7 protein-coding genes and 1 pseudogene are annotated in these 13,877 nt (G+C 70.3%); 3 read left to right on the top strand and 5 right to left on the bottom strand.

All coding sequences use genetic code 11. From position 1 onward, the window contains the following. Positions 1-91 precede the first annotated feature (91 nt). On the bottom strand, positions 92-2,722 hold the full coding sequence (gene pepN, locus HUV60_RS25775) for an aminopeptidase N (RefSeq protein WP_257849591.1): 2,631 nt from the start codon (positions 2,720-2,722) through the stop codon (positions 92-94). A gap of 708 nt (positions 2,723-3,430) precedes the next feature. Beyond that, positions 3,431-3,805 (bottom strand): chorismate mutase, encoded by a 375-nt coding sequence (locus HUV60_RS25770; protein WP_257849590.1) that lies wholly within the window; start codon positions 3,803-3,805, stop codon positions 3,431-3,433. A gap of 110 nt (positions 3,806-3,915) precedes the next feature. Here HUV60_RS25770 and HUV60_RS25765 point away from each other — a divergent pair, with 110 nt between their 5' ends. After that, the gene (locus tag HUV60_RS25765; RefSeq protein WP_257850256.1) at positions 3,916-4,830 is read left to right on the top strand and encodes a hypothetical protein; all 915 of its coding nucleotides are present in this window, start codon (positions 3,916-3,918) and stop codon (positions 4,828-4,830) included. A 64-nt stretch (positions 4,831-4,894) separates the two neighbouring features. Here HUV60_RS25765 and HUV60_RS25760 read toward each other — a convergent pair. Further along, positions 4,895-5,614: pseudogene (locus HUV60_RS25760) on the bottom strand (vWA domain-containing protein); the annotation flags it as partial. A gap of 145 nt (positions 5,615-5,759) precedes the next feature. Here HUV60_RS25760 and HUV60_RS25755 point away from each other — a divergent pair. Next, a complete protein-coding gene (locus HUV60_RS25755; RefSeq protein ID WP_257850255.1) occupies positions 5,760-6,689 on the top strand; it encodes a rhomboid family intramembrane serine protease in 930 nt (309 codons plus the stop codon). Continuing rightward, a complete protein-coding gene (locus HUV60_RS25750) occupies positions 6,686-7,591 on the top strand; it encodes a chitosanase (protein WP_257849589.1) in 906 nt (301 codons plus the stop codon). The genes HUV60_RS25755 and HUV60_RS25750 overlap by 4 nt, the downstream gene beginning before the upstream one ends. 179 nt (positions 7,592-7,770) lie before the next feature. On the opposite strand, the gene HUV60_RS25745 is transcribed toward HUV60_RS25750, so the two are convergent. Next, positions 7,771-9,234 carry a glutamate synthase subunit beta gene (locus HUV60_RS25745; protein WP_257849588.1) on the bottom strand — a complete coding sequence of 488 codons (1,464 nt, stop codon included), beginning with the start codon at positions 9,232-9,234 and terminating at the stop codon, positions 7,771-7,773. Further along, positions 9,227-13,831 (bottom strand): glutamate synthase large subunit, encoded by a 4,605-nt coding sequence (gltB, locus tag HUV60_RS25740; protein ID WP_257849587.1) that lies wholly within the window; start codon positions 13,829-13,831, stop codon positions 9,227-9,229. Before gltB ends, HUV60_RS25745 begins: the two co-directional genes overlap by 8 nt. Positions 13,832-13,877: the final 46 nt, after the last annotated feature.

The raw sequence follows: 13,877 nt of genomic DNA, 5'->3' as shown, positions 1-13,877 counted from the left end.
GGTGCGGCACCCCCGGTTGCGTTCGGTTGCGTTGGTTGTGCGTCTGCCGGTTCAGGCCTGTGCCTGCCGGTTCAGGCCTGTGCCTGCCGGTTCAGGCCTGTGCCTGCTGTATGCGCAGTGCGCGGGCGAGGTCGTCGAGCTGGTCGACGAGTTTGCGGCGGAGGGCGGGGGTCGGGTCGGCCTTGCGGAGGCATTTCTGGCCGAGGCGGAGGGTTTCGGGGTCGGCGGCGTGGACGGGGAAGGCCCAGTGGCCGGCGGCTTCGGCGAGGGCGGGGCCGCGGCGGGCGGCGAGGGCTACGGCGTCCTTGTAGTAGCGGGCGACGTAGGGGCGGATGAGGTCGGCTTGTTCGGGTTGCCAGAAACCCTGGGCCGTGGCGGTGAACAGGTAGTTGGACAGGGTGTCGGTGTGGAACATGGCGTCCCAGGCTCGGGTTTTGGTGTCTTCGCGGGGCAGGGCGGCGCGGCAGCGGGCGGCGCCCTGCTGGCCGGTGGCGCTGGGGTCGTCGGCGAGTTCCGCGGCGATGGCGGCTTCGTCGGTGGCGTCGAGGACGGCGAGTCGGGTGAGGATGCGCCAGCGCAGTTCGGGGTCGAGTTCGGGGCCGCCGGGGACGGTGCCGTCGGTGAGCCAGGCGGCGATGGTGTGGGGGTGGGCGGCGGTGTCGATGCGGTGGCGTACGGCGATGAGGCGCAAGCTGGGGTTGTCGCCGTCCTCGGTGCGGCGGATGAGGTCGCGGCACAGGTCGGTGAGGGTGGCGAGGGCGGCGGGCCGCCCACCGGGGGTGACGTAGCGGCCGGTGATGTGGGTGGTGGCGAAGGCGAGGACACCTTCGACGAGGGCGAGGTCGGTTTCGTGGGGGAGGTGGGTGCGGGCGATGTCGAGGTAGTCGGTGGGGGGGAGTTCACCGTCGCGGACGGCGTCGCGGAGGGCGTTCCAGACGACGGCGCGGGTGAGGGGGTCGGGGAGTCCGGAGAGGCGGGTGCGGAGGGTGCGGGTGGACTCGTGGTCGAAGCGGATCTTGGCGTAGGTGAGGTCGCCGTCGTTGAGGACGAGGAGGGCGGGGCGGGGGCCGGCTGCGCCGATGGCGATGTCGTCGGTGGTGGGGAGGTCGATGTCGAGATGTTTGCGAGGGGTGAGGCCGCGTGCGTCGTGGAGGTCGTGGTCGTAGAGGCCGAGAGTGATGCGGTGCGGGCGGATGCCGGTGTCCGGCTTGGGGGTGGTGAGGGGTTCGCGGCCGTCGCGGTCCTTGGCCGGGGCGGGTTCGGACGGGTGGGGAGGGCTGGGTTCGTGCTGGATGGTGAGGTGCCAGTGGCCGTGTTCGGTGTGGAGGTGGGGGGTGAGGGTGTCGACTCCGGTGGTGGTGAGCCAGGCGGTGGCCCATGCGTGGACGTCGCGGTCGGTGGCGGAGGCGAGGGAGTCGATGAAGTCGGTGAGAGTGGCGTTGGCGAACTTGTGGCGGCGGATGTGGGTGTTGATGCCGGTGAGGAAGGCGTCTTCGCCGAGCCAGGTGACGAGCTGGCGCAGGGCGGAGGCGCCCTTGGCATAGGAGATGCCGTCGAAGTTGAGGAGGGCGGAGGCGGTGTCCTGGACGTCTTCGGGGGCGACGGGGTGGGTGGAGGGGCGCTGGTCGGCGTCGTAGCCCCAGGATTTGCGAGTGACTCCGAAGTCGGTCCAGGTGTCGGTACCCCACTTTCTGGGGGGGTTCTCCCCAGATCCCCCGAGGGCGGCTTCAGCGGTGATCTGGTAGCCCATGTATTCGGCGAAGGACTCGTTGAGCCAGATGTCGTCCCACCAGGTGAGGGTGACGAGGTCGCCGAACCACATGTGGGCCATTTCGTGGGCGATGACCATGGCGCGGGTCTGCCGTTGGGTGTCGGTGACGGCGGACCGGAAGACGAATTCGTCGCGGAAGGTGACGAGGCCGGGGTTTTCCATGGCGCCGGCGTTGAATTCGGGGACGAATGCCTGGTCGTAGGAGTCGAAGGGGTAGGGTTCGGCGAATTTCTCGTGGTAGCGGTCGAAGCAGGCGCGGGTGACGTCGAGGAGTTCGTCGGTGTCGGCGTCGAGGTGGGGGGCGAGGGAGCGGCGGCAGTGGATGCCGAAGGGGAGGCCGCGGTGTTCGGTGTGTACGGAGTGCCAGGGTCCGGCGGCGACGGCGACGAGGTAGGTGGAGATGAGGGGGGTGGTTGCCGCTTTCCAGCGGCCGTCGCCGAGGTGTTCGGTGATGCCGTTGGCGAGGACGGTCCAGGTGTGGGGGGCGGTGACGGTGAGGTCGAAGACGGCCTTGAGGTCGGGCTGGTCGAAGGCCGGAAAGACGCGTTGGACGTCGTCGAGGAAGAGCTGGGTGTAGGTGTAGGTCTCGCCGTCGGCGGGGTCGGTGAAACGGTGCATGCCTTCGCCGGTGCGGGAGTAGTGCATGGCGGCGTCGACGTGGAGTTCGTGTTCGCCGGGGGTGAGGTCCTTGAGCGGCAGTCGGTTGCCGTCGAGGATCTCGGGGTCCAGGGGGTGTCCGTCGAGAGTGACGGAGCGCAGCTCGGCGGGCTTGACTTCGACAAAGGTGTCCGCGTTGTCCCGGTTCGCGAGGACGGTGAAGTGGATCACGGTGCGGGAGTCGAAGGTGTCGTCACCGGTGGTGAGATCGAGTTCGATCGCGTAGCGGTGGACGTGGAGGAGCTGTGCTCGGTTCTGCGCTTCGTCGCGCGTCAGTACGGACATGCGGGCCATGCTGCCTGATGGCGATGGTGTGGCACAGAGGCGGATCGGTACACGGCCTCTGTCCGGCCCTGGGCGGGGGCCCCGGACGTGCGCCCGCGTGCGAGGGCTTTGGGGTGTGGGGGGACTCTGTTGCTCAATTGCGGAGAGTGACGTCGGCCTGTCGACGGGGCGCGTGGAACGGGCTTCGCGAGGAGGCGGTCCGGCACCCCGGCCGGCCCCTCTCGGATGCGGTGCGTGACCATCCCTCGAATTGAGCAGCAGAGTCTGCGGGGACTCTGCTGCTCAATTGCGGAGAGTGACGCCGGCCTGTCGACGGGGCGCGTGGAACGGGCCTCGCGAGGAGGCGGTCCGGCACCCCGGCCGGCCCCTCTCGGATGCGGTGCGTGACCATCCCGGCTCTTCGAAGTGGGGGGGGGTGATCGTCGGCCGACGCGCCTCGGCCGCCCCACGGAGCGCCGCCCGACCAGGACGTTCGACGGGCAGTCGGCGCGTGCCGAGGTGCCGACGGTCGGCGGTACCCCCATCAAGTTCGAAGACCCACCATCCCTCGAATCGAGCAGCAGAGTCTGCGGGGTCTGCGGAGTGGGCGGCAGGTGAGTGCCGTCATGTGGGGGCGGGGCCTGCCGGGCCCCGTGGGGGCGTACGGGCGGGGTGTGGCGGGGGCCGCGGCCCGGCAGGTGGTGGTGTTCGTGTCACGCCCCGGTGTGGGGGCGGGGGTCAGTCGGTGAGGGGTGCCGGGGCGCCGGTGGGGCTGCTGACGGGGCTCTTGGTGGTGTCCTCGGCGATGCGTTCGTGGTGGCGGATCACTTCGGCGATGATGAAGTTCAGGAACGTCTCGGCGAAGGCCGGGTCGAGTTTCGCGTTCTCGGCGAGGGCGCGCAGCCGGGTGATCTGGCGGGTTTCGCGGGCCGGGTCGGCCGGTGGCAGCCGGTGTTCGGCTTTGAGGCGGCCGACCTGCTGGGTGCATTTGAAGCGTTCGGCGAGCATGTGGACGACGGCCGCGTCGATGTTGTCGATGCTGTCGCGCAACGCGGCGAGTTCCTCGCGGACTGCGGGGTCGACGTCACCGGTACCGGTGTTGCTGGTGGTCATGGGGAGCCACCCTACGGGGCGGTGGTGAGGTGCCGGGTGCCCGCGGCCGGGGTCGGGTTCCGGGATGGGCTCGTACAGTGGAATCGGTTCTGGGCGTCTGGGGGTGGGGCGTGACGGGCGACGGGTTGGTGGAGCGGGGCTTTCCGCATCTGGAGACGGTGCGGGCGGCGGTGACCGCGGTGTACCGGCGTTTGTCGTATGACACGGTGCGGGCGTTCCCGGTGAGTGTGGCGCCTGTCGATGTGGCGTTCCGTGACACGGAGGATCTTCATCTGGGGGCGCAGCGGGTGGCGCGGGAGATGGTGCGGCACTACCGGTTGCCCGATGCGCGGTTGATCGTGAGTTTTCGCGAGATGAGGCATGCGGCGCATGTCGAGCTGGCGGCGGGGCCTGAGTACTTCGTGGAGCTGAACGACCGGTTCCGGATGCATCGGCGGGACATCGGTGCGGCGCTGGCTCATGAGGTGACGCATGTGTATCTGCATCGTCTGGGGCTGTCGTTTCCCGGGACGCGGGACAACGAGTTGCTGACGGACACGGCGGCGACGTACCTGGGGGCGGGGTGGCTGTTGCTGGACGCGTTCCGCGAGGACGGGGTGTCGTCCCAGAAGCTGGGGTATCTTACGCCGGAGGAGTTCGGTTATGTGCTGGCGAAGCGGTCGCTGGTGTTCGGTGAGGACCCGTCGGCGTGGTTCACCAGTGAGCAGGCTTATACGGCGTACGTGAGGGGGAGGGAGCTGGCCCGGTACGACGGCCGGCAGCCGCCGCTGGCGGCCGCCGGCGGGACGGGGCGCCGGCGGTACGCGCGGGAGCGTCGGCATGCTCAGGGGCGGCGCGGGGTTCTCTTCTTCCCTGCGGCCCGGCCGGATGTGCCGTACAGCTTCGTGCAGGGGGGTGGCGGTGAGGAGCCGCTGCGGGTGTCGTTCCCGTGTCCTGTGTGCCATCAGCGGATCAGGGTCCCGGTGCGGGGGCGGGTGCGGGCGCGGTGCGGGTTGTGCCGGACGGTGCTGGAGTGCGACACGTAGGGGGTCGGTGGTCGGCTGTCACTGTGTCTCGCGCCCGGGATCCGGGACCGCGGCCACCGCGCTGTGGCCGCACGATCCCCCGCGTCCGCGCGTCGGCCAGCCACTTGGGGAACGCGTCCAGCAGCCGGTCGTACAGCTCGGCGTCGGGCACCTCGCGGGGGTCGGTGCCTGCGTGGAAGAACCCGGCGTTGTCGACGACCCGCTTGTCCGGCACGGCCAGCTCGTCCAGTGTGCGCAGGTAGTCGAACTGCCGTCTGTCCGGGTCGCCGAAGCCGATGAACTGCCAGAACAGCGGGAGCTTCGCCGCCTTGCACAGGTACCGCTGTGCGGCGAGCCGGTTGACGGGGCCGCCGTCGGTCTGGAAGACGACGAGGGCCGGCTCGGCCGATCCGCTGTCGAGGTAGTGGTCGATGACGGCGTCCATGGCCAGGTGGTAGCTGGTCCTTCCCATGTGGCCGAGTCCGGCCGCGATCCGTTCGACGCGCCCTTCGTGGTCGGCGAGGGCGATGTCGGTGACGGCGTCGACGTCCGTGGAGAAGAACACCACCGGCACGATGCCGTCGTCGTCGAGGTGGGCGGACAGGCCCAGCACCCGGTCGGCGAGAGCCTGGACGCTGCCGTCCTTGTAGTACGGCCTCATCGAGCCGGAGTAGTCGATCACGAGGTAGACCGCGGCACGCAGGCCGTCCAGCCCGTGTCCCGACACGGCGTGTCCTGCGGTCTTGTACAGGCTGACCAGCTTGGGCGCGGTTTCCTCGATCCTGGTCAGGCCGATCGCGGCCATGTGCGCTCCCCTCTCGGTCACCGGAACCGGTCCCGAGGCTACGGCACCTCGACCCCGCCTCCGCGGCGCTCCCCCGTTGTTCGATATTTTGTTCGCCGCCGTCCCCACCGGCTCGTCCGTCCCGTTCTTCGCTAGGAGCCGGCTCGTGGATTTTGAGTCCACCGTCACCACCTGCTACCGCCACACCAGGGTGGAGTGCCATGTCCGCTGCGTGCGCTGCGACCGGTACGTCTGCCCGGACTGCATGCGCGAGGCGGCCGTCGGCCACCAGTGTCCGGACTGTGTGAAGGAGGGCATGCGGTCGGTACGGCAGGCCCGTACCGTCGTCGGCGGCCGTGTCTCGGCGGTGCCGGTGGTGACGTACGTGCTGGTCGCCGTCAGCGTACTGGCGTATCTGGCGGAGCTGGCGCTGCCGGAGGTCGTGGACCGGTTCGCGATGCTGGGCGCGGGGCTGTCCGGGCCGGACGGCGGTCACTATCTGTGGGTCGAGGGGCCTCTGTTGGGGGACTTCCGTCCGGAGGGCCTGGTGAACGGGGAGTGGTACCGGCTGCTGACCGGCGCCTTCCTGCATCTGCCACCCACCGGGGGCACGTTCGGGATCCTGCACATCGTCATGAACATGGTGGCGTTGTGGAACCTGGGCCGGGCCGTCGAGCCGATGCTGGGCCGGGTCCACTGTCTCGCCCTGTACCTGCTGTCGGCGCTGGGCGGTTCGGTGCTGGTGCTGCTGCTGGCTCCGCAGGATTCCGTGGTGGGCGCGTCCGGGGCGATCTTCGGGCTCGGTGCCGGGTACTACGTGGTGGCCCGCCGGATCGGTGCCGACATGCGTGCGGTCAACCGGTTCATGGGCGGGCTGCTGCTGTGGCTGGTGATCTCCGCGGTGGCCACGTCCTGGGAGGGGCATCTCGGGGGGCTGCTGACGGGCGGTGCGGTGGCGGCGGTCTTCGCGTACGTGCCCAGGGGCAGGCATCGTATGTTGCTGCAGGCGGGAGCCTGTCTGGTGCTGCTCGGGCTGCTCGTCGTCCTGACGGTGGTCAAGGTGTCGGAACTGAAGGGTGGGGGTGTTCCCCAGTGAAACGTCCAGCCCTGCTGGTCGCGGCCGTGCCCGTGGTGGCGACGGCCGTGTACCTGTTGGTGCCCGGGGGGTCCGACGGCGCGGCCGTGGGCGGGGGCCCGGCCGTGTCCGCCTCGCCGCATGCGGGCGAGCTGGCCAAGGAGCGCGCCGAGTCGGAGTCGGCCAAGGACGACAGGCTGGTGGCGAGCCGTCCACCGGGGCTGGCCGACCCGGCGAAGAAGGAACTCGCCCAGCAGATCCTGACGAGCGCCGAGAACTCGACGCTGCGCTGGCGCGAGACCTACGGCGTCATCGAGGACACCGGTGACGGGGACGGCTACACGGCCGGCATTGTCGGTTTCTGTACCGGCACCCACGACCTGCTCGCCCTCGTCGAGCGTTACACCGAGGACCACCCGGACAACGGCCTGGCAAGATATCTGCCGGCGTTGCGCGAGGTGGACGGCACGGACTCGCACGAGGGTCTGGACCCGGGCTTCACCGATGCCTGGCGGGCCGAGGCGGGCGTGCCGGCGTTCCGGACGGCTCAGGAGACCGAGCGCGACCGGGTCTACTTCGAGCCCGCGGTGCGGATGGCGAAGCTCGACGGCCTCGGCACGCTCGGCCAGTTCGTGTACTACGACGCGATGGTCACGCACGGCCCGGACACCGGCCCCGAGGGCTTCTACGGCATCCGGGAGCAGGCTGTGCGCAAGGCGAGGACGCCTGGCGGTGGCGGCGCCGAGAAGGCGTATCTGGAGGCGTTCCTCGATGTGCGCCGCACCGTCGTGCTGGCACGGGACGCGGGCGCGGACACGTCCCGGATCGACACCGCCCAGCGCCGGTTCCTGCGAGAGGGGAACCTGGAGCTGTCCGCGCCGCTGACGTGGCAGGTGTACGGGGAGACCTTCCGGATTCCCTGAGCGTGCGGGCGCATACGGCAGCACCTGCCCGGTTCGTCCGGTCGGGGACTGGCGGGCAGGCGCCACCTGTTGTTCCGTACGCCGTTGTACGGGACCTCTGTGGGGGGACCGTCAGGTCCCGTTGTGCGCGGTCCGGGCCGGTGCGGTCCGGACCGCGTGGTGCGGTGCGGGGCGGCCGGTCACACCATAAGGGAGCGGTCGGTCGGGCGGATCGGGGCGTGCAGTTCGCTCGTCCCGGTGAGGTGACGGTCGCAGCCGCGCGCGGCGGAGCGGCCCTCGGCGATCGCCCAGACGATGAGCGACTGGCCGCGTCCGGCGTCACCGGCGACGAAGACGCCCGGCACGCTGGTCTGGAAGTCGGCGTCGCGGGCGATGTTGCCCCGCGCATCGAGTTCCAGGCCGAACTGCTCGACCAGGCCGTTGTCCTGGTCGGTGCCGGTGAAGCCCATGGCGAGGGTGACCAGCTGGGCCGGGATCCTGCGCTCGGTGCCGGGCTTCTGGGTGAGTTTGCCGTCGACGAACTCGACCTCGGTCAGGTGCAGCCACTGCACGTTGCCGTCCTCGTCGCCCTCGAAGTGGGTGGTGGAGACGGAGTAGACCCGCTCGCCGCCCTCCTCGTGCGCGGAGGTGACCTTGTAGAGCATGGGGAAGGTCGGCCACGGCTGGGAGAGGGTGTCCCGCTCCTCGTTCGGGCGGGGCATGATCTCGAGCTGGGTGACGGAGGCGGCGCCCTGGCGGTGGGCGGTGCCCACGCAGTCGGCGCCGGTGTCGCCGCCGCCGATGACGACGACGTGCTTGCCCTCTGCGGTGATCGGCGGAGCGACGTAGTCGCCCTCCTGGACCTTGTTGGCCAGCGGCAGGTACTCCATGGCCTGGTGGATGCCACCCAGTTCGCGGCCCGGCACCGGCAGGTCGCGTGCGGCCGTCGCGCCGACGGCGAGAACGACGGCGTCGTAGCGCTTGCGCAGCGCGGTGGCCGGCATGTCCCGGCCGATCTCGACACCGGTGCGGAACTTGGTGCCCTCCGCGCGCATCTGCTCGATACGGCGGTTGATGTGCCGCTTCTCCATCTTGAACTCGGGGATGCCGTACCGCAGGAGGCCACCGATGCGGTCCGCCCGCTCGTACACGGCGACGGTGTGGCCGGCCCGGGTCAGCTGCTGGGCGGCGGCGAGGCCGGCCGGTCCTGAGCCGACGACGGCGACGGTCTTGCCGGAGAGGCGTTCGGGGATCTGCGGGGCGACGTCGCCGGTCTCCCACGCCTTGTCGATGATCGAGACCTCGACGTTCTTGATGGTGACCGGCGGCTGGTTGATGCCGAGCACGCACGCCGACTCGCACGGAGCGGGGCACAGGCGGCCGGTGAACTCCGGGAAGTTGTTGGTGGCGTGCAGACGCTCGCTCGCCGCCGACCAGTCCTCGCGGTAGGCGTAGTCGTTCCACTCGGGGATGAGGTTTCCGAGCGGGCAGCCGTTGTGGCAGAACGGGATGCCGCAGTCCATGCAGCGGCTGGCCTGCTTGCTGATGATCGGCAGCAGGGAGCCGGGGACGTAGACCTCATTCCAGTCCTTGACGCGTTCGGTGACCGGGCGGGAGGTGGCGACCTCGCGCCCGTGGTTCAAGAAGCCCTTCGGATCAGCCATTGGTCGCCGCCTCCATCATCTTCCGGTGGGTGTCGGACTCGGAGAGTCCGGCTCGCTCGGCGGCTTCCTTGGCGGCGAGCACTGCCTGGTACGTGCTGGGGATGATCTTGCTGAAGCGGGTGGCGCCTCCGTCGGGGCTGCCCCACTCGGCCAGCAGCTTGGCGGCGACGGTGGAGCCCGTCTCCTCCTGGTGCCGGCGCACCACGTCGTGCAGCCAGGCGCGGTCGGTGTCGTCGAGTTCGTGGACGGCGTCCAGGTGGCCGGGGTTGACGTTGTCCCGGTCGAGGTCGATGACGTAGGCGGTGCCGCCGGACATGCCGGCCGCGAAGTTGCGGCCGGTCTCGCCGAGGACGACCGCCTGGCCGCCGGTCATGTACTCGCAGCCGTGGTCGCCGACGCCCTCGGAGACGACGAGCGCGCCGGAGTTGCGGACGCAGAAGCGTTCGCCGACCTTGCCGCGCAGGAACATCTCGCCGCCGGTGGCGCCGTAGGCGAGGGTGTTGCCGGCGATGGTGGAGTACTCGGCGAGGTGGTCGGCGCCCCGGTCGGGGCGCACGACGATCCGGCCGCCGGAGAGGCCCTTGCCGACGTAGTCGTTGGCGTCGCCCTCCAGGCGCAGCGTGATGCCGCGCGGGACGAAGGCACCGAAGGACTGACCGGCGGATCCGGTGAAGGTGATGTCGATGGTGTCGTCGGGCAGGCCGGCGCCGCCGAACTTCTTCGTCACCTCGTGGCCGAGCATGGTGCCGACGGTGCGGTTGATGTTGCGGATGGCGACCTGGGCGCGGACGGGCTGGGCCTCGCCGGAGCCGTCGGCGGCGAGGGCGTCGGCAGCGAGCTTGATCAGCTCGTTGTCGAGGGCCTTCGCCAGGCCGTGGTCCTGGGTGACGGTCCGGTGGCGGACGGCTCCTTCGGGCAGGTTGGGCACGTGGAACAGCGGGGCGAGTTCGAGGCCCTGCGCCTTCCAGTGGTCGACCGCGCGGGTGACGTCGAGGACCTCGGCGTGACCGACGGCCTCCTCGACGGAGCGGAAGCCGAGTTCGGCGAGGAGTTCGCGGACCTCTTCGGCGACGAAGCGGAAGAAGTTGACGATGTACTCGGCCTTGCCGGAGAACCGGTCGCGCAGGACCGGGTTCTGCGTGGCGATGCCGACCGGGCAGGTGTCCAGGTGGCAGACACGCATCATGACGCAGCCGGAGACGACCAGCGGGGCGGTCGCGAAGCCGAACTCCTCGGCGCCGAGGAGGGCGGCGACGACGACGTCGCGGCCGGTCTTGAGCTGGCCGTCGGTCTGGACGACGATCCGGTCGCGCAGGCCGTTGAGGAGCAGGGTCTGCTGGGTTTCGGCGAGGCCGAGTTCCCAGGGGCCGCCGGCGTGCTTGAGGGAGGTCAGCGGGGAGGCGCCGGTACCTCCGTCGTGGCCGGAGATGAGCACGACGTCGGCGTGTGCCTTGGAGACGCCCGCGGCGACGGTGCCGACGCCGACCTCGGAGACCAGCTTGACGTGAATGCGCGCCTCGGGGTTGGCGTTCTTCAGGTCGTGGATGAGCTGGGCGAGGTCCTCGATGGAGTAGATGTCGTGGTGCGGCGGCGGGGAGATGAGGCCGACACCGGGCGTGGAGTGGCGGGTCTTGGCGACCCACGGGTAGACCTTGTGGCCGGGCAGCTGGCCGCCCTCGCCGGGCTTGGCACCCTGGGCCATCTTGATCTGGATGTCGTCCGCGTTGACCAGGTACTCGGAGGTCACACCGAAGCGGCCGGAGGCGACCTGCTTGATGGAGGAACGGCGGGCCGGGTCGTACAGGCGCTCCGGGTCCTCGCCGCCCTCACCGGTGTTCGACTTGCCGCCGAGCTGGTTCATGGCGATGGCGAGAGTCTCGTGCGCCTCCTGGGAGATGGAGCCGTACGACATGGCTCCGGTGGAGAAGCGCTTGACGATCTCGGAGACCGGCTCGACCTCGTCGAGGGGGATCGGCCCCCGGCCCGAGGTGAAGCCGAAGAGGCCGCGGAGCGTCATCAGACGCTCGGACTGCTCGTTGACGCGGTCGGTGTACTGCTTGAAGACGTCGTAACGGCCGGAGCGCGTGGAGTGCTGGAGGCGGAAGACCGTCTCGGGGTCGAACAGGTGCGGTTCGCCCTCGCGGCGCCACTGGTACTCGCCGCCTATGTCGAGCGCGCGGTGCGCGGGGGCGATGCCGGTGACGGGGTACGCCTTGGCGTGGCGGGCGGCGACCTCCTTCGCGACGACGTCGAGGCCGATGCCGCCGATCTTGGTGGCGGTGCCGTGGAAGTACTTCTCGACGAATTCCGCGTCGAGGCCGACGGCCTCGAAGACCTGGGCGCCGCGGTAGGAGGCGACGGTGGAGATGCCCATCTTGGACATGACCTTCAGGACGCCCTTGCCGAGGGCGTGGATGAGGTTGCGGATGGCCTTCTCGGACTCGATGCCGGGCAGGAAGGTGCCGGCGCGGACGAGGTCCTCGACGGACTCCATCGCCAGGTAGGGGTTGACGGCGGCGGCGCCGAAGCCGATGAGGAGGGCCACGTGGTGGACCTCGCGGACGTCTCCGGCCTCGACGAGGAGGCCCACCTGGGTGCGCTGCTTGGTGCGGATGAGGTGGTGGTGGACGGCCGCGGTGAGCAGCAGCGACGGGATGGGCGCGTGCTCGGCGTCGGAGTGCCGGTCGGACAGGACGATCAGGCGGGCGCCGTTGTCGATGGCGGCGTCGGCCTCGGCGCAGATCTCGTCGATGCGGGCGGCGAGGCTGTCGCCGCCGCCGGAGACGCGGTAGAGGCCGGAGAGGGTGGCGGCCTTGAAGCCGGGCAGGTCGCCGTCGGCGTTGACGTGGATGAGCTTGGCGAGCTCGTCGTTGTCGATGACGGGGAAGGGCAGGACGACGGTGCGGCAGGCCGCGGCGCTCGGTTCGAGCAGGTTGCCCTGGGGACCGAGCGGGCTGCGCAGGGAGGTGACCAGTTCTTCGCGGATCGCGTCCAGCGGCGGGTTGGTGACCTGGGCGAACAGCTGGGTGAAGTAGTCGAAGAGGAGCCGGGGGCGGTCCGAGAGGGCGGCGATGGGCGAGTCGGTGCCCATGGAGCCGATGGGCTCGGCGCCGGCCTTGGCCATCGGGGCGAGCAGAACGCGCAGCTCTTCCTCGGTGTAGCCGAAGGTCTGCTGGCGGCGGGTGACCGAGGCGTGGGTGTGCACGATGTGCTCGCGCTCGGGCAGGTCGGACAGGTCGATCTCGCCGGCTTCGAGCCACTGGGCGTAGGGGTGCTCGGCGGCGAGCTGGGCCTTGATCTCGTCGTCCTCGATGATGCGGTGCTCGGCGGTGTCCACGAGGAACATGCGGCCGGGCTGGAGGCGGCCCTTGCGGACGACCTTCGCGGGGTCGATGTCGAGGACGCCGACCTCGGAGCCGAGGACGACGAGGCCGTCGTCGGTGACCCAGTAGCGGCCGGGGCGCAGGCCGTTGCGGTCGAGTACGGCGCCGACCCGGGTGCCGTCGGTGAAGGTGACGCAGGCGGGGCCGTCCCAGGGCTCCATCATCGTGGAGTGGTACTGGTAGAAGGCACGGCGTGCGGGGTCCATGGATCCGTGGTTCTCCCACGCCTCGGGGATCATCATGAGTACCGAGTGCGGCAGGGAGCGGCCACCGAGGTGCAGCAGTTCGAGGACCTCGTCGAAGGACGCCGAGTCGGAGGCGTCGGGGGTGCAGACGGGGAAGATCCGGTCGAGGTCGGCGGAGGCGCCGAACAGTTCGGAGGCCAGCTGGGACTCGCGGGCGCGCATCCAGTTGCGGTTGCCCTTGACGGTGTTGATCTCACCGTTGTGGGCGACGAAGCGGTAGGGGTGTGCGAGGGGCCACGAGGGGAAGGTGTTCGTGGAGAACCGGGAGTGCACCAGGGCGAGCGCGGAGCCGAAGCGGCGGTCGGACAGGTCCGGGAAGAAGGGCTCGAGCTGACCGGTGGTGAGCATGCCCTTGTAGACGATGGTCCGCGCGGACAGCGACGGGAAGTAGACGCCCGCCTCGCGCTCGGCGCGCTTGCGCAGCACGAAGGTCGTGCGGTCGAGGTCGATGCCCCGGGACGCGTGGTCCGTGACGAAGATCTGGCGGAAGACCGGCATCGTGGAGCGGGCGGTGGCGCCGAGCAGGTCGGGCGCGACGGGCACCTCGCGCCAGCCGAGGACGGTCAGGCCCTCGGCGGCGGCGATCTCCTCGATGCGGGCGGCGGTCCCGTCGGTGGCGTCCGCGGGGAGGAAGGCGGTGCCGACGGCGTAGGCGCCGGCCTCGGGCAGTTCGAATCCGGCCACTTCGCGGAAGAAGGCGTCCGGAACCTGGGAGAGGATGCCCGCGCCGTCACCGGAGTCCGGCTCGGAGCCGGTGGCGCCGCGGTGTTCCAGGTTGCGCAGGACGGTGAGGGCCTGCTCGACCAGGGTGTGGGACGCCTCGCCGGTGAGAGTGGCGACGAAGCCGACGCCGCAGGCGTCGTGCTCGTCGCGGGGGTCGTACATGCCCTGCGGAGCAGGGCGAGCATCCATGAAGGACCAGTTCCGGCCCTGCGCGGAATGCTGGGACGGCTGGCGCGGCGTACGCATCGGCTCTCCCGTCGTCGTCATATGGCATGTGCAAAGTGCCGAGGGA

This window comes from Streptomyces sp. KMM 9044, from assembly GCF_024701375.2.
Lineage (GTDB): Bacteria > Actinomycetota > Actinomycetes > Streptomycetales > Streptomycetaceae > Streptomyces.
Note: the sequence above shows the minus strand (reverse complement) of the source record. Positions and strands in the feature narration are given on the sequence as shown.